The 22126-nt window shown below is 54.0% G+C and carries 7 protein-coding genes; 5 read left to right on the top strand and 2 right to left on the bottom strand.

All coding sequences use genetic code 11. The annotated features are described in order from the left end of the window. Positions 1-36 precede the first annotated feature (36 nt). The 5 genes from ACFQ14_RS08605 (at position 37) to ACFQ14_RS08585 (ending at position 10181) form a co-directional block, all read left to right on the top strand. Positions 37-3684 carry a tetratricopeptide repeat protein gene (locus ACFQ14_RS08605; RefSeq protein ID WP_377212328.1) on the top strand — a complete coding sequence of 1216 codons (3648 nt, stop codon included), beginning with the start codon at positions 37-39 and terminating at the stop codon, positions 3682-3684. A gap of 87 nt (positions 3685-3771) precedes the next feature. Continuing rightward, on the top strand, positions 3772-4791 hold the full coding sequence (locus tag ACFQ14_RS08600; protein ID WP_377212327.1) for a hypothetical protein: 1020 nt from the start codon (positions 3772-3774) through the stop codon (positions 4789-4791). A gap of 15 nt (positions 4792-4806) precedes the next feature. After that, positions 4807-5862, top strand: a complete 1056-nt coding sequence (locus tag ACFQ14_RS08595) for a hypothetical protein (RefSeq protein WP_377212326.1) — start codon at positions 4807-4809, stop codon at positions 5860-5862. A 48-nt stretch (positions 5863-5910) separates the two neighbouring features. After that, positions 5911-7995 (top strand): acyltransferase family protein, encoded by a 2085-nt coding sequence (locus ACFQ14_RS08590; RefSeq protein ID WP_377212325.1) that lies wholly within the window; start codon positions 5911-5913, stop codon positions 7993-7995. 164 nt (positions 7996-8159) lie between these two features. Then, on the top strand, positions 8160-10181 hold the full coding sequence (locus ACFQ14_RS08585; protein WP_377212324.1) for an acyltransferase family protein: 2022 nt from the start codon (positions 8160-8162) through the stop codon (positions 10179-10181). 136 nt (positions 10182-10317) lie between these two features. Here ACFQ14_RS08585 and ACFQ14_RS08580 read toward each other — a convergent pair whose 3' ends face one another. Further along, on the bottom strand, positions 10318-21513 hold the full coding sequence (locus ACFQ14_RS08580; protein ID WP_377212323.1) for an Ig-like domain-containing protein: 11196 nt from the start codon (positions 21511-21513) through the stop codon (positions 10318-10320). Further along, positions 21510-21920 (bottom strand): cadherin-like domain-containing protein, encoded by a 411-nt coding sequence (locus tag ACFQ14_RS08575; protein WP_449301302.1) that lies wholly within the window; start codon positions 21918-21920, stop codon positions 21510-21512. Before ACFQ14_RS08575 ends, ACFQ14_RS08580 begins: the two co-directional genes overlap by 4 nt. Positions 21921-22126 lie beyond the last annotated feature (206 nt).

The raw sequence follows: 22126 nt of genomic DNA, 5'->3' as shown, positions 1-22126 counted from the left end.
TTGATAACCGCATCAAGCCTAGATGGAGTGCCTCCAATGACTGTCCCCAGTGCCCGATCTGTCGTTGAGCTTTTTCGCCCACAAAAACATGAATCACGATCATCTCTGATTGATCGAGCGATTGCAGCAGAGCGTGGCGGGCAGGCTGAAGAAGCGTTTGCTTTGATGCTTGACGCCTCGAAGCGGACGTTAACACCGCATCAGATGGATATCGTTGGTCGGTTTTTCTTCCGCCATAAAGAATTTAAGAAAGCCGCCTCATTTATTTCCCGCGCATTGTTCGACAGCGCAGGCGCTGTGGGAGACGACCTCACTTTGGCAAAAGCGCTGAAGCGGGCCAAAATGGAAGCACCTCTAAACAGTCTCATTGAGACATGGAAAGAACGTCCGGATCTGGAATCCGAACGTTTGAACTTTGTGCGAACTTACGTTTCTGCAAACGCAGCCCAGTCTCTCAAAGCTGCGACCGCTGCGGAGAAGGCAGGAGACATTGATACTGCCCGCCAGATAATGGCGACCGTTTACCGTTTCAGCGAAGAGCCAAAGGCGATTGAAGGCGTCGGAAAGTTTTTCTATCGCAGAGGTGACTTGGGAACCTCGGTTGAAGCTCTGGGAAGAGCCAGAGAACTGTCTAAAGGCAAAGCCGGATGCGCTGCGACGCTCGTGAAAGCTCTGATGCGTTTGAACAGAACGACCGAAGCCGAAGCTATCGCGAAGGAGCTTGAGGGTAAAAAGGGACTGTCAGAGCCAGAACAACGTGTTGTTGACGATTATAAGGCTGCGAGAACCGTTCGATTGCTCGATCAAGCGCGTCTATCGTTGGAAAATGACGATCTCGACAAAGCTGGCAAAGCGATCAGAAGCTATCTCGGTTTCGATCCTAAGAGCGAAGAGGGATTGAAGCTAGCGGCAGAGATCGAAATGGCTTCGTCCAATTGGTCGGTAGCAGCCGACCATCTGCTGGCCCTGTTTCGTAGCACCAAGATGCAGCCGGCCACTTGCGGCATGTTGATAACCGCGCTGCGGAATTCTGATCGGCGCGCTGATCTGGCTTCGATTGCGGAACCCCTGTTTCAAAATGCCAAACTGACGTCAGACTTAGAGAAGTCGGTCGCTGACTTTGCTGCAAAGGGCAAACCCGACGAGCACAGCACGCAAATCATCTCGGTGTTGCAACGTTTGGGGAAAGATCCTGAAACGTTGGAGACCGTCGGGAAGTTTTTCTATCGACGCGGAGACCTCGGGACAGCTGCGGAGGTCTTGGAGCGTGCAAGATCACGTTCGAAAGGGAAATTCGGGTGCGCGACAACTCTGGTAGCGGCCCTTACCCGAATGGGAAAAAAGGCTGAGGTCGCTGCTATCATAAAGGATTTGGAGGGTCTCAAGACGCTGTCCGAGTCGGACAAGAAAGTAGTTGAAGACTTCCACGAAGCCGAGGCCTTGCGCCTTACCAAGCAAGCCCGCGCAGAGTTCCGTGACGGCGACAGTAAAAAAGCTCTAAAGACGTTAAGCGGCAGCTTGTCTCTCGCTCCCCATAACACAGACAGCATACGGCTTGTTGCTGAGATTGAGGCGTCGCTGGGCAATTGGAGCGGCGCTAGCAAGAGCTGGTTGAAGCTCTTTGATGCGGGCGGTCTTAACGCGAAAGACTACAATTCTCTGATTACGTCTTTGCGCAATGCCGATGATCAGAAGGGCTTGTCGCGTGTCGTCGAACAACTCTGCCTGGAAACCGGGTTGAATCCGGAAACGCGCATGACCATTGCGGAGATTCTCGCCAAAGGGGCTTTGAATGACCGCGGTCGCGCATTGGCGTTGTTTGAGGCCGCTCTTGGCGATGTGAAACAGCCGCGTCGTTATGATGCTCGTTACGGTCAGCACTTGATACGCTGCGCCATAGCAGAGCTGCGGGCGAAGAAGGATTTGGGCAAGGCAAAATATCTTTTTGAGAAAGGATCTGAGCTTTGCACGCCTGCGGACGATCAATTGATGCGGTTTGGCCAAATTCGCGGCGAACTGGGCAAACAGCTCGCAGAAAAGCAGCGCATCAGCGAGGCTGTCATCGAGTTGGAAGCAGCGATTGCGCTGACATCCGATAACGCCGAATACAAGAAACTGCTGGCAGATGTGCAACCCAAACCCGTCGCCGCGCCCGTTCAAGCGACCGCGCCCGTCACAAATGATGCAAAGGGGCGCGCTTTGCTTGCGAAGGCTAACGAGGCTGCCAAGCAGGACGACGAACTCGAAAATGCGCGTGAGCTATATGAACGCGCCATTCCGCTTTTGAAAAACGCCGAGAAGGCAAAGTCCAACCTCGCTAATACGCTGATTAAACTGGCTCAGTCCAAAGACGACGATCACGAAGAAGATGCTGTTGCTCTTCTGGCACGCGCAGTGGAGGTGCAACCCACAAATTACCGGGTGCTGATGCGAGCCGCGAACTTCTTCGTGAAAGCAGAGCGGATTGATGAAGCCTACGCACTGCTCAAGACAGCTCGCGAAAACGCTAACGGCGAAAAGACTTATCTCGGGCCACTGGGCACTGTTCTTGCGCGGATGCATCGCCATGAAGAAGCCTACAAGATTTTGGAAGAAGCTCTCGCAGCAGAACCTGACAAAGCTCTGGCTCACCTGACCCGCCTCGCAGACGTGGCGGCCGCGATGCAACAGTTCGACAAGGCTGCTCAGCACTATGAGGCCATCAACTCGCTCTCGGATGACACGCGAGCCAACGCCAACAACAATCGCCGCATCCACTTGCTTAACCTGCGTCAGGGCAAGTTCAGCGCTCAGGACAAAGAGCGCTTGGACGTTTGCAAAACCTTCTTCGATAAAAATCAGCCGAAACTGGACGAAGAACAGCAGCGTATTCTTGGTGAGTTGATCGACAAGGGCATCTGCATGTCAGACTTCGATAGCTTGTTCGGCAAGAAACATCAGGACTTGTGGGACGCCGCTGAGGCTCACGTTAAGTCTTTCACCGAAGACCCGGAAGTGCGCGCCTTGGAACAGCGGATTTCACAGTGCGAAGACTTCAACGCCGATCCCGAATTTGCAAAGTCGTTCAAGCCTTCAATCGTGAATTACCGCATGTTGAAGGGCGAGATGTATGCAACAGAAGCCGCCTATCAGATGTATCTGAACAAGCGCGTTCTGGACATCGCCAACAGCTACAACGAAATGCTGTCCAAGATCCGCAATGTTGCGCTTTGGCTGAACCCGCCGATCGGTGGCAAGAATATTGGCGAGCGCAAAGGCTCACAGATTTGGCACCGCGACCAGGAGGATGAAAATATCCTCAAATGTTTCATCTACTACACCGATGTGGAAGAAGGCTGCGGCCCGACGGAGTATATCCGCTATTCCAAGGTGAAGCCGGAACGCAAATATTCAAAAGTGATCGGCTATCCGCAATCGTCCGGTTATCCGGGCAGCTATCTCATCGACAAACACGTGCAGCAAGAAGATATGCTGTCAGCGATTGGTAAAAAGAAGTCGATCATGTTCTTCGACACAAACGGCTTCCACCGTGGTGGCTATGTCACGAAGGACCGCCGCATCATCACGATGGCGACTTTCCTTCGGCCCATCACGCCATACGCAGACACGAACACGAAATTGTCGCTGGAGGGCTTTGACGAAAAAGCCTACCCGTTTGAGGCATCTTATGGTGTTGCCCCTTAATTGTGACTAGTCATCCATGCAATCAATGGCAGAAACCGGTGTTTCTGCCATTGTCGTTTTTTACTCCGTTTTTCAAGGCCTTCTAAAATGTCCAAAAGCCCTGCTGACAAAGCCACCTTTGTTGCAAGAGACATCAGTTCACTTTCGCCCCTCAACCAAGGCGGCAGCGATGGCGGGTATGTCAAAGACCAGTACGAGCACCATTGGGGCAAGAAGATTGATGGCCTTAAAACCAAGATCGCTCGGGGCGAAACGCTGGAACACATGATCGCGGTGCTGCGAAGCCCGCCGCACTTGAACCGTGGCTATAACCGTGTGGGTGGCCACCCAGCAAAACAGATGCTGGAGGACTTCACCGGAACCCACGACGATATTCCCCTGTCGCGGCTGGCTTGTTCAGAGGGCCGCTACACGGTCATCAATAACTTCGATCCCGTTATGGCGATCACGCGGCTTGCCAACAGCTTCACTAACATCGTTGAGCTCGGCGCTGGCCCCGGCTGGAACCTCTTTAACATTTGCACCTATCTCGGCAACAAGGCGCAGGCTCGCAAGTTTTTCGGCCTCGAATATTCCGACGCCGGCATTGAAGTAATGAAGTTGTTGGGCGATCACGGCAAACTGCCCATGCACGCCACGTTCTTTGACTATACCGCGCCCGATATCTCTATGGTGCCTGACGATAAGCCAACGATGTTTTTCTCTCACTTGTCAATTGAGCAGGTTGAGGACATTTCTGGCGACCTCTATGAACAGCTTGCTGCTCGCAAGTCACGCACCAAGCTTATCCATTGCGAACCGATAGGCTGGCAGCGCTTTCCGGAGATGGTGGAAGCCCGTGTGAACGGTGACGACAAGTTCTTCCACGACCTGATTGAAAAACGTCTGGACGACGTTCGCGGTCCGGATGCCGTGGCGATCAACGGCGCGCTTAATTCATGGCGCGTGCGCTACAACCGAAACACACTGCCTCTGCTTCACAAGTTCGAAGCCGAAGGCAAACTGACCATTCAGCGTTGCTACTACGACTTCACCCACTCGACCAATGTAAACCCTGCCAATCCATCCACATATGTCGAAATAGATTTCCACGGCGCGGACGCCTAAAATCGTCATTGAGCCATGTCCGATCCTCTCAAACCTCAAGAACGCAATTGGCTTCAGGACATTGTTTTCAAAGCCAACGAGATAAGAGCGATCTCGTCTCAGGAAACTGGTGGGAACGACAAAAGTTATGTCAAAGCCAGCTACGAGGACCACTGGGGTGAGCAGATTTCTAGCATCAAAGACAAGATTGATTGCGGAGAGTCTCTAGAGCATATCGTTTCACATATGAGACAACCGCAGCATCTGCGTAACGGCTACAATCGCGTGGGCGGCAATCTGGCGGCAAACCTGATGAAGGAATTCACCGGTCAGCATGGTGACGCGGGACCACTTACGCGACTGGGCGTAAGCGAAAGTCGCTACATTCCTATGAACAATTTTGATCCGATCATAGCCCTCAAAGAGATGGCTTCGTCATTCAGCAACATCGTTGAACTTGGTGCTGGTCCGGGTTGGAACCTCTTTAATATCGCCACCTTTTTAGGAAACGCTGTTAGCGACAAAAGACTATTCGGGCTGGAATATTCAGATGCAGGATTGGCAGTGATGAAGATGCTGAGCGAACATGGAAACCTTCCGCTCAGCACATCCTTTTTCGACTACACCGCTCCCGACCTTTCGATGATCCCCGATGACGGCCCAACATTGTTCTTCAGTCACCTGTCCATTGAACAAGTCGAGGATATCGACGGCAGCCTTTACGAGCAGATGGCGCAGCGCCAGCATCCCGTTAAATTGGTCCACTGCGAACCTATCGGCTGGCAGCGTATTCCAACCTTTGCGAAGGCCCGGCAAGAGGACGAGCGCAGCATATTTCAAGCGATGATAACCCAACGACTAAATTCGCTTACTGATGAGAACGCTGTTGTGTTAAACGCAGCGATCAACTCGTGGCGTGTGAAATACAATCGCAACGCTCTTCTGCTGATCCGAGAATTTGAAAAACGCAAGGTTCTCAAGGTGGTGCGGTGTCATTATGACTTCACCCATTCAACCAACGACAATCCCGCAAACCCGTCCACGTACATCGAGATCGATTTTCCATCCCGCTTTCCAATGCCAGCACAGTAGGCGACAGTGATCCCCTCCCCTGCAATTCCTAGAATAGTGTCATTCGACATGCTGCGCGGCCTGGCTGCGCTGGGCGTTGCTGTTCCGCACATCATCCTGCTGTTCGGCCACGCCGTTGTGTGGGAGAGCGTGTCGATCATCGCGGTGGAGATATTCTTTGCGCTGTCGGGTTTTGTGCTGGCTCCGCAAGTCATCAAACTCCACAACAACGCGACCAACTACAATTTGTGGGTTTTCTTTTTGCGGCGGTGGGTGCGAACGATAACGCCCTATGCGATTGCACTGTTCTTGATTGCTCTGCTGACGTCGAACCTGTTCTCCGTCGATTTCATAAAGAAGCTGCTGTTTCTCGATACGCTTGTGAGCGTTCCAACCAACGACTTCTTTGCCATTTCATGGAGCCTCGCGGTTGAGGAATGGTATTATGTCGGCGTAGCGCTTCTGGTCTTTGTGTTTAGAAACAGTCGGCTGGCGACCATCTTTGTCAGTGCTGTGATCGTGCTGTTTTTCGTCAAATCAATCGGAATGGTGATCGATGACGATTGGACGATTTCCGTGCGCCGCGCCACGATCTACCGCCTCGACGCGATCGCGTTTGGCTTCCTGCTGTTCATCTGGCATCAGCGGATCACTCGTTCCGTTGCGATCACCAGCCTGTTTACGTTCGGCAGCGTTGGCTTGGTTTTGGCGCTCCTTTGGGGCTTCAAAGCCAATTTGGGTGGCGCGGGCGATCTGTTTATGTTGCTGGCCATTTATGGCTTGAGCATATTCTCACTCAGCGTGGTCCACCTCACGTTTCTCACAAATCCGTTTTTTGCGAATGGTTTAGCCGCGCGGGTCAGCAACTTCCTGGGCGCGATTTCCTATCCTGTTTATCTGTTCCATCTGCCAATCGCCTATGCAGTCCACAAGCTGGGACTTTCACTCGTGCCAACGCTCATTTTGGCGACAGGGCTTGTTGTGTTGTTTTCGTGGCTGTTCCACACGTTGATTGAAACCGTGTTCATTGATCGTCGGCCCTCCTATGCAACGGGCGACACTGCAGAAAGTCAGGTTGACGAAGTCACTCCGTTTTTCCGCAAGGCGGGCGTGATAGCCGCTTGCGTGGCTGGTGTCGTCGTTGTCAGCGAATTGGCGAGTTATGTCTATCTGAAGGCCAAGCGCTCGGATTATGCGTTCACGCCGTTTTATGAGTCGGGCGAGTTAAAACGGCGCGGCACTCGGTTTGTATTGGAAGGCATTGATCCCAATCTTGGCTTTGCCCATCCAAGGGTAATGGACTACGACACAAAGGCCTATGGTGTATCGATTACCCCGGGCTTTGGCGTTCACCGCCCAAAGCAGGGCGACTATTTCAAGATCGTCGTGTTGGGTGGCTCCACTTCAGACCCATATCTTGCAGTCCGAAGGAAGGAACCGCCTTGGTCCTTGTTCCTCTACAATCACTGCAGAAAGACTGGAAACTGCGGCATCTGGAACGGGGCGGTCGGAGGCTTCGGCTCGAACCAAGATCTACTAAAGTTTATTCGAGACGTGGTTCCTATCAAACCGGATCTCGTAGTGTCCCTTCACGGCTCCAACGAATTAAACCGAGTGGACCGTTCGCCATTTTCCACCCTTTATCAAATTCAGCAAGCTCGAGCAGAGGCAGAACGTTCTCAATGGTGGGCATCTGGTTGGTTTCCAAATGTCCTGGGTGCACTCGCCTTGTCGCGTGATGGCAACACCCGCCCTTTTGCGAAAAGAAATATATATCTCGGTCATAGATATGACCGCAGCAAATTTGAAAACTGGCGCGCAAACGTGACGATGATGGATGCCATAGCGCGCTCGCAAGGCACTCGCTACGTAAGTGTTCTGCAGCCGCTTATCGGCGGAGATTCCTATCCAAATGCCAAGAAGGTCTTTGGATACACCGCAAGAAACAGCGCCTACTACGAGAGTGTCCGCGACTTCTATGAAAACGCTCGCAGATTTTGCGAGACGGTCGACTATTGCTTAGACGTGAGCCAGCTCTTCAACGACACGGATGAGGAGGTTTACAATGATATTCGGCATCCAAGCAAACTCGGATACGAACTTATTGCGGCTGAGGTTGCCAAGCAATTGCGCGAGAAGGGTTTGATGCCATGACCGCCTCAAGAATTATCTCATGGACAGCGCTTGTGTTCATCGTCGTGTTCCTGTTTGCCATGCTCTACGGTCAGCCTGTGGCTGTGTTCGAGTATCAAGATTTCTGATCGACGGCCTGGTTAAAACCAGCGCGGCATAACGTTGTTCCGGGGGGAACGAGTTCGATGAACTATCGCGCTGATATTGATGGACTACGCGCTGTCGCAATTGTTCCCGTCGTGCTGTTCCATGCTGGCTACGGCGCATTTTCGGGTGGTTATGTTGGCGTAGACGTCTTTTTCGTAATCTCCGGCTATCTCATTACAGGCCTTCTGCTATCGGAAATGCGGGCGGGCAATTTCAGCTTTTCCAATTTCTACGAGCGCCGTATCCGGCGGTTGCTGCCAGCCTTCGTTCCAGTGGCCGTTTTCTCTTGGGTTTGCGCCAACCTGTTCTTGATGCCATCGGCCTTTAGCGAGTTCGCCGGCAGTCTGCTGGCCAGCATTCTTGGATTTGCCAATTGGTTTTTTCTCGCCCATGTCGGCTATTTTGACGGGCCTGCAGGCAGCAAACCGCTGTTACACATGTGGTCTTTGGCGGTTGAGGAACAATTCTATCTCGTCTTCCCGATCCTGCTTCTGGTTTTGCTCGCTCGCGTAAGAACGCGTGGTTTGCTGTGGGCACTATCGCTTATCGCGGCAGCATCACTCGCCGGAGCCTGCTGGCTGGTTTGGAACGGGTTGCCCGATCACGCCTTCTACAACAGCGCTGTGCGGATATGGGAGTTGATGGCGGGAGCAATAGTGGCTTGCATGCCCCGCACTGTTGAACGCCGAGACGTTGCGTTTGCTTTGCGCGGTTTGGGTCTGACGATGATCGCCATTGCCGTGTTTGCCTTCGACAAAGGCACCGCCGCAACGAGCGTTGCACCCTTGCTGCCCGTGTTAGGCACGGTGTTCGTCATTCTGGCCTCGTCGAACGCACGCGATCCTTTCGCTGCGCTGCTCTCCAGCCGGCCTATGGTTGCTTTGGGTCGCGTTTCTTATGGTCTTTATCTTTGGCATTGGCCGATTTTGGTCTTTCTGCCTATGGCTTTCCCCCATTGGGCGAAATATGGCGGCCCATGGCCCCTCATCGCGGCAATGGGACTGTCGCTCGCTCTTGCCATTCTTTCCTATTTCACGATCGAAAACCCAATCCGCCGCAAGGCCATCCTGCCAAAAGGCGTTCACATGGCAGGTCTGTTTGCTGGCAGCGTTGCTGTCTTTGCAGCTCTCGCTTCGACAGGCTTGGTGGACTCGTTGAACCGCATGCGTTTGGAGGCTGTTTATGGGCCAAAGGGCACGGTGCTGCTTACGCTGGAGCGTGAACGGCAACATTATTTTGAAACAAAGAATTTGAACTTTGACGGACGACAAGGCGCTTTCGATCCAGCCATCCATACGGGCTACACATGCAGCTACGATTTTGCTCCACCCCAAGACGAATTGGTGAATTGCCTGACTGGTCAGTCCGGATCTCGCACGGTGTTGGTTATTGGTGACAGTTTTGGCCGCGATACGTGGCATTCTTTGAAACGCGCCTACCCTACGATCTCATTTGTCATGCTGCACCAGTCTAGTTGCCCTCCCGGTGAGATTACCTATGGGAGAAGGAAGTGCTTTGTCGATTTGCTTGGAACTGTCGATGCGTTTCGTAAACAGGTGCCACTGGAGGCGATTATTCTTTCCTTCCGCTATCAGAAGATGCTTTGGACAGACATTGAAGCGTCCATTGCTGCTCTTTCTGACCGTGTGAACAACACCTTCCTTCTGGGAACAGCGCCGGTTTGGCGGCAGCCGCTAGACTATCGCATTGCCAATATGCCTCGCCAACAATCACTGGAGGATTATATTCCACGCACCGACAGGCTAACAATCGCTTTCGATATTTCCGCGATCAGCGATGTAGCCAGCAAAATAGCAATGCGTGCTGGCGCCAAATTTATCGTGATAGACCAAGTTTTCTGCCCAGAGGATCGGTGCTTCCAATGGAGAAATAACAATAGGGCGGAGCCACTGTTCTGGGATCAATTTCACCTGACCCGTCACGGCATGGATTTGTTTGCGGAGCACCTGAAGACAAATCCGCAATTGCAGCGACTATTTCTCGATACCGCCGATGCCGGAGAAACCACCTCACGCAAAGTGGATCCTGCACGCTTTTAGTTCGGCAGGCTTGCGCCGCCCAACCTCCCAGTTTGAATAAGGCAACCAAGCCTTACGGCAAAAAGAAACCGGCCAGATCGGGTGTCCCCTCTCTGGCCGGTTATTCGTCAATCGCAGTTCAGTCAGCCAACGCGACCTAGATGATGATGAAGTCATCCTCATTAAAGCCAGCCAGATTGGAACCGACGCCAAATTCAGCAAACTTGAAGTCTGCAAGACCATCGCCACCAGCATCGTACCAGATGCTTTGGTTCTCGCCGACACCTGTAACCGAGTCGACGATGAAGCTCGCCTGCCCCGGTTCGAAGCCACCATAGTTGTAGTTGTTCAGTGCCACATCAATATCTGCAAACACAACAGATCCAGACGAAAGAGCACCCGCATCCAAGGAGATACCGGCGAAATCGCCTGTATCGTCAATCACCAACTTGTCGGTAGTGCCTGCCGGGCCGGCGACGGAGAATGCGTTGATGATATCGGTATGTACATCAACGTAGGCCGTTCCATTGATGGCCGTCTGGTCCATTACGAAACCTTCAGTGCCCAGGAAGTAGAACAGATCCTCGCCTGAACCACCCGAAAGTGTGTCGAGCCCTTTGCCACCGATAATGTGATCGTCGCCAACGCCGCCGAAGATCGTATCATCGCCCAGTCCGCCGAGCAGAACATCACTTCCGGACAAGCCGGACATCAAATCATCACCGGCGCCACCGTCGATCAGGTTGACTTCATTGTCGCCCGTGATGTCATCCGCATAGTCGGAGCCAACCACATTCTCAACGGAACTGTCGTTGGCATCTGTAAGGATGATGTGGGTTGCCGTTTGAGCATCACCTCTGAACGTACCGGCATTCAGGCTGACCACCGCACCGACGGCCGGATCAGACATTCCTTGGTTCAGGTTGCTGAATGTCAGCGTATCGCCAGTCGTGATGGATGGAATTCCACCCGTCATGGTGATTGTTCCCTGATCGGTTTCACCGAGGTCTATCGTGATCTCTGTCGCAGCGGCATCGATGATGGTGTCGAATGCAACGGTGTCGTCGCCCTCAGCCACATCAAGGTTGATCTCCTCAACAGTAGAGAATTCGACACCTTCGCCGCCCATAGTGATGCTGCCGCCATTGGTGCCGGTATTCGGCATTTGCAGAGCACCAGGCTTACCGAAGGTAACAGTCTCATCAACATCAGCAGTAAGGTCGCCGTTGAAATTGAGAACATCCTTGCCGCCACCGGTGTTGGAGTTACCAACCACCCGATCAATGCCGTCACCCTTATCCCAATTAATAGTATCGTTGCCGTCGCCACCGTCGATATCGTCATTGCCAACGTTACCTTCAATGAGGTCATCACCAGTTCCACCGATAATGTCATCGGCAAATATGGAACCTGTGATCGTATCGTCGTCTTGATCGCCGCGAATGATGACGCCTTTCTGGAATAGACTTAGATCAGCAATATCGTCGCCTGCGCCAAGCTCAATCTCGACAACTTCGAAATCCGTGACCGTTGCGTTGGCAGAGAAGGTGCCCGTGTTGCCGCGATCGGACGACAATACAGCCGCCGTTGTGGCTTCAACCCGATCGACTCCGGCAAATCCGAGCAAGTTCAACTCATCCGCGGTTGTCTGCGCACCGCCGTCGAGCGTGTCAGTGCCGCCGTCGGTCAAGATGATTGCTAGGTCTTCCCCTGCACCGCCATTGAACGTATCGTTACCCGCGCCACCACGGAAGGTGTCGTTACCAGCTTCACCGTCAAACTCGATATCAACGGGATCAGTGCCCACCAACACGGCGTCAGCATCGACCTCATCGTTACCGGTACCACCATCAACATCTATGCCGGTCACAGATGTTCCGGAGAGATCGTTCACAGTGACCGTGTCACCGCCATTGCCCATTTGAATGTTGATGTCCTCGACGTTGTCCATTGTGACATTGGTTGCGTTGAGCGTTCCCAATGAAAGCGAAATGTCGGTTGTGATTTCAACGTCAGTGGTGGAGTTGGCACCGTCAACACTCGTGGCACTGTCATCTTCAGTATCAGTGATCGTGAAGCTGGTTCCGTCAATGCTTGGTGCGCCAACTGGGTCCAGATTGAGAAGGTTGATGGCGTCACTGCCTGTGCCGCCATCCAGCGTGACATCGCCGAAGGTGCTAGGGCCTGTGATGAGCGTGTCGTCATCAGCACCCAGATTGACCGTATCCGTTCCACCGAGCAGATAGACTGTGTCATCCCCGCCGAAGGTTTCAATCAGGTCGTCGCCCAGTCCTGGAGGGCCGTCGAAGATGAGATCATCCTGTTGTGTGCCCCTCAAAGTATCGCCCGTCGCAATCAGGTTTGATGTGGATGCAAAGCCAACGGCGTCTCCACCCGGGCTAGTGCCGTTCACTATGATGTCGGAGAGGTCAATGTCCCCACCAATTCCGTTGATGTATAGCGGTGCGAAGTCCGCGCCTGTGTTCAGCGTACTACCGTTCAATATAATATTCGTCAGCGCGGGTGTGTTAACGTCTTCATAGTCCTGAATTGCCAGAAGACCTTTTTGAACACTGCCAGTCACGGTCACGTTTTCAATGACAATGCTTTCGGAGGTGCTGCCTGCTCCCGTACCGACTATATTAATGCCTTGGTTAGCATCGGCACCGCTGTTGGCCGGATTTTCGACGTCCACATCGCGGATGACAAGCGCACCGTCGAAGTTAGACACGTTGATACCCACTCCCGAGAAGAGGGGAACTGCGCCGAAGCCTGAGATCGTTGCACGATCTCCCGCGGACCCTAGAATGCTCACTGCATCAACCGTTGCGCCTTCGATGTTGAAGCCGCGACGACCGCCCGAAATGTCCACATCCTGAAGGGTGATCGAGTCGTAGGTTGCGGCGTTGATGACGTCGATGCCATTGCCAGCCATCGCGGTGGCTACGACCGAGATGTTCTGGATCAACAACTCGTCCGCTGCCGTTCCGCCCTCAATTGAGATCGCGACGGAAGCTGACGCAGTGCCGTTGACGGAGACATTGCCGATACCGATGAGCGATATGCCTTCGGAGATCGTCAGGTCTTCGTTGTAGACACCGCCATTCACGCCTTCACCCACATAGATCACATCACCCGCATCAGCGGCATCGATAGCTTCCTGAATGGTGGTGAAGGACGATGCGCCGAGACCGACGAAGAAGACCGAGCCGTCCGCGAACTGGAGTTCCTCAATATTGGTTAGTGTGTCCGTGCCTTCGTCTCCGGCGGCCGCAGGATCACCATCCATATCCATTACCGAGACTTCAGTCGGGACCGAGAAATCGAAGCTGCTGTCTGCGATCTTGCCAGCAAAGACTGCAACATCGTTACCGCCGCCGATGGTGGCATCGTCGGCACCGCCGTCAATTGTATCATTGCCTTCGCCGCCGGTAAGGCGGTCGTCACCCGCACCACCAGCGATAGTATCGGCGCCATCACGACCCACGATCGTATCGTTGACGTCGGTAAAGTCGTTACCGTAGTCGTTGGCACCGGCCGTATCGAGGATCAGGAGGCCTGGACCACCCGTGTTGAACGTGTTGCCGGAAACATCAAGGGCGATGTCGTCCGAGGTACTTGCTGCTGGCAACGAGATAAACACCATGTCAGCATTGCTCTGTGTCGCTGCTTGGTAGGCCGACGATGTCGTGATCGTATTACCGGTAAACGTGATCGTTGCGTCGTCGGCAATTGCTGCGTCGCCGGAAATTCCAACCTTACCGTTTTCAACTACTGTTCCGGTCATGGTTGCACTTTCAACAACACCGTTGAAGCGCACGCCTCCGGAACCCAGCGATGAAACCGCACCCGATGGAATTGCGCTGCCAAGCTCCTGGGTAATCATGCTGTCAATGACAGAACCACCGTCCGCGTCGATCCGCACCGCCGTTCGCACCTGTCCTCCGGCTGTTAGGCCGACCGAGACATTTGAATTGATCAGAGTGAAACCAGTTGCATCGACATCTATCAGGTTCTGGTTCGAAGCCAGCGCTGCGCCGTCTTCAATCCGGAACCTGTCGATGGTTACATCGACAGCCGTTACGTTGACCGCCTCTCCAGATGTAGGTTCGATCAACGGTTTGTTGCCCGAAACATCTGCAATACCAACGATGGTAACGCTCTCATCAACCATCAGGCTTTCGGCATAGGTTCCGGGGGCCACCAAAATGGTATCTCCAGCTGCAGCTTCGTCGATTGCCGACTGAATGGTGTCAAAGCCGCCATTGCCGACGAGAAGAATACGCGAAACGAGGTTATCGGACGCATCGCGTGTTTCGATCATCTCGATTTCGTTCAGAGTATCCGTGCCCTGATTTAAAGCCAAGCCCGTGGCGTCGACCACAAAACCGCTGAATGGAGACCCATTGCTTGGGTCCGTGCCGTTACTTACCACCGAGACATTTGCAACGGTGATTTCGTCGCTCGTACCCGTACCACCCACGTAAACAGCGACGTCACCTTCGACAACAGCATTGTTGGCCGCAACGATATCGCCATCGCCGTCTAAATAGTCATCTCCACTCCCCCCTTCCAACGTATCGTTTGACAGATCGACATCAGAGTTCTTGTTGCTAGCGTAGAGTCGGTCATCGCCGCCCATGCCAATCAGCGTATCAGCGCCGATTTTGCCGTGAATGGAATCATTCGCTGCGGTGCCGGTGATCGTTTGATCGGTGGCATCCTGGTTGGCCTTTTCACCCTGAATCTCCGCCGCGATCGGTGCCGTGCCTGCGGATGGGAAGGTGATGTCATAGGCTGAGGCATCAATGGTTGCGTCTTCAACACCGTCGATATTGAACAGCGCCCAGCTGCTCTCTGCACCCGATAGATCAAGACCGGGGTTGGAGGCCGATCCACTGATTACCAGACCATCAATCTCCGTCATATTGAACAGAGCGATGGGGTTTTTGTCGAAGGAACCTGTAACGGTCACATTATCGAACGTTACCGTGCCGATATTTGCACTGTTGGCCGGAGCCGGATTGGCAGAACCAGGGCCAGCAAGACTAACGTTTATCTCGATAGCGTTGTTAGGCCGAGTACCATCGGATGAACCTAAAGGTGAGCCATTAATGGTTACATCTTTGAATGTTGCATCTGCATCGAAACCAAAGAGTTTGACGTGACCACCATTAGCACCTGTGGAGCCATTGTTGGACATGATAACGGTTTTGAGAACTAGGGTGTCAACCGGACGACCTGAAGGCAATGCTCCATCAGTTGCGAAAACAGCGTGATCGCCAAAGTCTCGGATCGTGGAGTTGGTAATCGACAGTGTGCCAATATCATCCGTCGGTTCAAGATTGAACGCCCGGTTGTTGGTAAGCGTGGCACCTGCCCCGTTACCATCAATGATGAAACCGTCAATGCTAACATCGCCACCAACTGTCGCAAATTCAAATGCGTTAGAAGTGCCGGCTTCAATGCGTGGAGCGCCTTCGCCATTGCCAAGATCAACACCAACAAGCGTGATGCCCTTATCAATGGTAAGCGCTTCATCATAGGCGGCAGTGCGACCGATGACGAAGATTGTATCACCCGGAGCCGCAGCAGCGATCGCGGTATCGATTTGAGTAAATGTGCCAAATTCGCCGTCACTGTCCACGATGGCGGCAAATGTGTCATCAAACGGGTTGGCATTGTTGTTGCCAAAGCGGATGAGCTCCACATTTGAGAGCGTATCCATCCCATCATCCAATGACATGGTAGGTTCAGTATCCTCGACGGTAATGGTAGCCGGGCTGCTACCTGCCGCCGCTGTGAAGGTGAAGTCGTAGCCGTCTATAGAGCCAGAGAACAACGCAGTATCAACATCTGCACCGCCATCGATTTTATCATCACCGAGTCCGCCGGAAATCAGATCGTTGCCAGCACCGGAAGATATGTCATCACCCGCGTCGCCGCCATTGATAATTTCGTCAAGTGGACCATTCGCATTATCGGTCCCGACGATTGTATTCTTTACCGTATCGCTTGGAACGCCGTTCACCAGCACTTCTGCGCCAGAACCGAAACCAAGCAGATCGCTGCCGACGCCGAAAATTGTCACACCAGTAAGATTGACCGACGAGGACACCGGCATGGTGTCCGGTGCAAAGACGTTAGCGACATCGGCATCAATTTGCAGGCCAACACCATATGACGTGCTGTCGATGATATTCAGACCGCTCGTCGTGCCGGATTGGGTGGTGGGCGCGTCCGTAAATGACAAGCGATCAAAGGCTGTATAGCCTTGAATGATCACCACGCCGTTTGAATAATCGCCCGTGATATCGACCCCGTCGAAAGTCACTGCTCCGATTGGTTTATCAACCGTGCTGCCCGTATCGTTAGCATTACCACCGGTCCAACCAGCAATCTGGATTGCGTATGGCGGGTAGTTCGTCCCACCGAAACTACTTTCTGTAGTGTTGGACGGACGATCTCCCACATTGGTGATATCGACGTCGGTGAACGTTGCATCGCCACCAAAATTGTACAGGTTGATATCGTTGGAGCCGTTGGCATTGTTAGTGCCATTGTTATCGAACGTGGAAGCAGTGATTACCACATTTACTTCCGTCAATGGCCGAGTTGCCGCTGCACCCGTGGTGGAAACACCAAGGCCAGCAGCTGCGAAGTCAGACACGTTAGTATCGATGATCGACAGGGTGCCTTCTGCCGGAGCATCTGAGCCTGTACCGTCCGTCTTATCGACAAAGCTGATGCCGTTGTTGTTCGACCCAGTAGCCGAAGTAACCGCTACGCCGCGAATGGTAACCGCATCTGTCGAGGCATCGAGCGCACCATCAATGATGGTAATCGAGTCAATCGTGACAGTTTCATAGCCGCTGCCAGTTCCGTCGTCGGCTGCACGCAACTCGATGGACACTGGAATGCTGACGTTTTCGTTGTAGGTATCACCAGCGACAATCACGACGTCGCCATCGGCCGCCTCATCTACCGCAGCCTGGATTGTATCAAACCCGCCGTTGCCAACGAGCAGGAAGCGACCTCCGGCGTGGTCGACGATTTCAATGCCGGAAAGCGTGTCGGTGCCTTCAGAGGCGCCTGCCGCCACAGTCCAGCCACCCGCACCGTTTTCGGTGATCATCGCTGCGGTGAGTGTGCCAGTGTATTCAGCCACATCGCCTTCGCCAGTTGCTGCTACTGTATAGGTCTCGCTCGTGTCGCCACCATCCAGAACATCGTTTCCGTCTCCGCCTTCTAGGACGTCAAATCCACCGCCGCCTTCGAGAATGTTATCTGTGGCATCGCCTGTCAGCATGTCGGCTTGATTGGTCGCCACGATGTTTTCAACACCGGAAACCGTCATGAAGCCTGTGGCAGTTTGCGGGCCGCTGAGATTGACCATTACGCCCGTAGTATATGCAGAGAAATCGAGGGTATCGCCGTTTGTCTGGCCGTTGTCGCCAGCAACAAACACGTTATCCGCAGCACCATCGTTGACGATGAATGTGTCATCGCCATCGCCTGACGTGAAGGATACCGTGGTCGTGCCGGTCATTGCGGAAGCGTTGACAGTGTCGCCACCATTTGTGCCAAGGCCGCCTTGCGGGTCAGCACCGACCGTCACTGTGTTGACGCTTTCGCTGGCCAGATCGCCCGTCAGCGTGACCGTGTCGCCGCCATTGCCGAGAATAAAGGAGATGTTTTCAACACCATCCACATCGTCTTTCTCTGTCGCGAAGATCGTGTTTGTAACATCGACGCCATTTCCGTCATCTTCTATTACACCAAATTGGGTAGAGAGCGTGTTGGCGGTAGGGCCAACAGGGAACACGTTAGAGACGATCAGTGTGTCGCCGGGAGTATCCACCGTGCCGCCATTGCTGCCGCCTGAAATCGTATCGGCGCCATCGCTGACGAAGGTCAGGATCGTGTCGTTGCCGCCTTCACCATCGATCTTATCCATACCGCCACCAGCGATGATGAAGTCAGCGCCTGCGCCTGCGTTGATTATGTCATCGCCTGCGCCAGTGTTGATCACTTCCACTAGGCCATTCGTGTCGTTATCTGATCCTGTGACCGTATCGCCGATCAGTGCCCCTGGTGCAGCATCGACGAAGATAGGTGCGCCAAGACCGAAGCCAGAATACGTGCCATCAACAACGGTAACCCCTGTCAGGTCAATGGCAGACGTCGTGGCACCTGGAGTAAAGGTGCCCGCAACATCGGCTGCAATTTGCAGTGCTGCGCCACCAGATGTGGTTGCGTCATCACCTAAAATAAGGCCATTGCCATCGCCGCCACTGAAGCTGAGCTTGTCAAACGCGTTATAGCCCTGAATAACGACCAGACCTTTGTCATAGTCGCCAGTGACAGTAACCCCATCAAACAGGATTTCACCGATGGGTTGAGCGACAGTGCCAACATCAGCATTGCTGCCTGTGAAGCCCGCGATCTGGATGCCGTAAGGAGGCAAGCCCTGATCGTTGAAGCCAGTCGCATCGAGGTTATCGTCGAAATGCGTAACCGTCACATCTTTCAACGTGGCGGCTCCACCAAAGTTGAACAGATTAATGCCGTTACTGCCGTTGTTGGCCTGCGAGCCAGCAACAGGTGGTGTCACGCCCAATTCGCCAACATCATTTGAGCCGTTATCCGTGAATGTTGAGTTGGTAACAAAAACATCAATGCTGGTGAGTGGTTCTGCGCCCACACCCGTTGTTCCAACCGAAAGACCGGCAGCATCAAAGCCCGTTACATTTGTGTCGATGACAAAGAGATCGCCCTCGGAAACGGAACTGTCGGTGTTATCAACGAAGGTGATGCCACTAGCGTTTGCAGCTGACGTCGAGGTTACAGCTACACCACGAATGGTGACGGCATCTGTGGAGGCATCAAGCGCACCGTCCACGATGGTGATCGAGTCGATTGTTACTGTCTCATAGCCCGTGCCAGTTCCATCATCAGCGGCTCGAAGCTCAATGCCGACCGGAATGCTGACGTTTTCGTTGTAGGTGCCATCACCCACGATAACCACGTCGCCATCGACCGCTTCATCAACGGCATCCTGGATTGTGTCAAAGCCACCCGAGCCGACCAGCAGGAAGCGGCCACCGGCGTGGTCGACAATTTCAATACCGGAAAGCGTGTCAGTGCCTTCGGTGGCACCTGCCACCACAGTCCAGCCGCCCGCAACGTTTTCAGTAATCATGGCTGCGGTGAGTGTGCCCGTGTATTCAGCCACATCGCCTTCGCCTGTTGCTGCTGTGTAAGTCTCGTTCGTGTCGCCCCCGTCAATCGTATCTGCGCCGCCAGCGCCCGCAATCTGGTCGAAGCCGCCTCCGGACGTCAGCTCATTTGCTACACCATCACCGGTAATGTCGTCTGTCCCGTCGCCTGTGGTGACGTTTTCAACAGTGGTCACTTGGTTGTCGGTTGCAGCGGTGCTGAGGCCAAATGTGCCTGCCGCAAGATCGACCGTGATATCATCAAACAAAGTGGATGTATCAAGCTCATCGGTTCCAACATTGCCGTAGACAGAAATCGCTACTCCAGCGTCTATGTTGTCCACATTGAAAACATCGTTGTCACCAGCACCCAGCGTTTCCACGGTTTCGATGCCCGAATAGTCAACTGACTCCGTGGTTGCCGGTGATTCCGCGGTCTCAACCTCGACATTCCCAGTCGTCAGAGTGAAAGTCTGGACGGAGCCATCGCCGTAAAGGGCGAGTGTGTCCGTTCCGGTGTCCGTGCCGGTATCGGTCACATCGTCATCACCATCGCCAACGCTCCAGATCACCGTGTCGGCACCGGCTTCACCGTCAATAAGGTCATCGCCCTTGCCGCCGGTAATCATGTCGGCATCGCCGCCACCTTTAAGCGTATCGACACCATCGCCGCCCTGGATGGTTTCAGCCGCAGAACCGCCTTGAATCATATCGTCGCCAGCAAGGCCCGAAAGCGTGCCTGCTGTTGAAACGCCAGTAATTGTGTCGTCGAAACGTGTGCCGCTGAACGCGCCCACACCGGTTGTGTCAGTTACATTGGCGATTACAGGAACGGTTGCCGTCGCTGTCGCTGTCAGGCCACCAGTGTCTCTAACAACCACATCGATAATACGGGCTTCGGTGTCCATTGCGAAGGTTGCTTCGGTGTTTACGAAACGCATTTCGTCCAACAGGGCGTTGGCTTGTGCCTGGGTGATATCACCAAGCGTGCCGGCAGCCAGGAGCAGCGATTCCGCACCGCCATCAGCAGCCACCACTGAGGCAGCAGCACCGTCCGTAATCACGAGTCCAAGCGACGTGGCCAGAGACCAGCCAGCGGCGGTGAGATCGATACGGCCTTTCAAGCCGCCCATGCCGTTATCGCCTGTTACAACGTCCTTAACACTGGCTTTGAGTTCGGAGACCGTGTCCGTTGCGCCATCAAGGTCGGCAATATTCGTTGGGCCGTCATTGATTTGCACGCCGGAAGACGCCGTACCCGCCGCGCCAGCCGCTGCGGACGCTGCCGCTTCAGCTTGCTCGTCTTCGGTGCCGCCAATATCGAGATCGTGGCGTTCCGCACCGATATAGTTTGCATCGGCTGCCGCTTCTCCCGAATCTGTATCCAGGTCAAGCGTTGGCACATCGTTTGCGCCTGTCACAGCGACATAGGCCGTCGAGGTTGCCGTCAGGCCGTTCTCGTCTTTGATGCCGTAAGCGATCTCGTCGAGGAACAATTCACCGCTGCTCAGACCCGTATGCGCCGAACCGGCATCATATGTGACGGTCGTGCCATCATACGAAACCATAGCGCCGGAGGCCAGCGTGATAACTGCCGGAGTGCCTGTTGTTGCGGTTGTCACGTCCGTACCGTTGATCGTGGAAAGCGAAACGCTGTCGCCAACATCGGGGTCGGTATCGTTGCCGAGCAGATCCAAGGCGACTGTGCCGGAGGTCATAGTTGCAAGATCAAGCGTTGCGAAATCGACGTTGGCGATCGGCGTGTCGTTGACGCCCGACAGAGTGATGATTGCGGCTGCCGTATCCGTTGCACCATCAGTGTCTGTCACCGTGTACGCAAAGGCAACTTCGCTTGTTGCGCTCTGTTCCAGCGCGTTGAACGCCCCGTTTTGCGTCAGCGTCACAGACCCGCTAGCAGCAACGGAAAGTACTGCGCCGTTTGAAAGCGTGATGTCTCCACCTGCCGCAACGGTCGAACCATTTGCTGTGAAGGTGGTTACAAAGAAGGACGGCGATACATCATCAACATCGCTGTCATTTGCCAGCACATTGCCAGTGACGGCGTTTGTCGCATCGTCTTCTATGGCGCTGAGCGTGTCGTCCCCAGCAACAGGCGCGTCGTTGACCGGATTCACGTCAAAGGTTGCGGTGTTGGCTGTTGTGTTGTTGGTCGTGCCGCTGTCGTCGACGACATCNCGTTGTTCGTCGCCATTACATCGGCAACCGACAGAATGTCAGTCGCATCGGTGTCACTGGAACCGGCAAGCAATTGTGCCGCCGTGATCACAACAACCGTGTCTTCCGCCACATTGGTCAACGTGACAGGTGAGACCATAGGCGCGTCATTGGCACCCGTTACCGTGAACGTCGCCGTGCCCGTATCGCTCAAACCACCCGCATCGGTGACCGTGAACGAGACCACAACCGTTGCACTCTCGCCATCGGCCAGAGCCTGGAACGCGGTCGTGCCGGCGGCATCAATGGTGAAATCGCCGTTTGCTGCATAGGTGATGCCAACATCACCCAGACCGCCAACAGGCATACCGTTGAGCGTGGCGCTGTCGAAGCTGAAGGAGCTGGCACCAAACGTGTCACCATCAACGTCACTCACCAGATCAGCAACAGAGATGATCGGCATGGGGCCGGGCGTGATCAGATTGTTGGTGAAGGACGGGCTGTCTTCTGGAATCGCAGCCGATGCCACGTAGTCAGCCGCAACAGGCGCTTCGTTCACGTCCGCGACGGTCA

It is taken from the genome of Pseudahrensia aquimaris (assembly GCF_042676045.1).
GTDB lineage: Bacteria > Pseudomonadota > Alphaproteobacteria > Rhizobiales > Rhizobiaceae > Pseudahrensia > Pseudahrensia aquimaris.
This window is presented reverse-complemented; position numbering and strand designations above follow the sequence as displayed.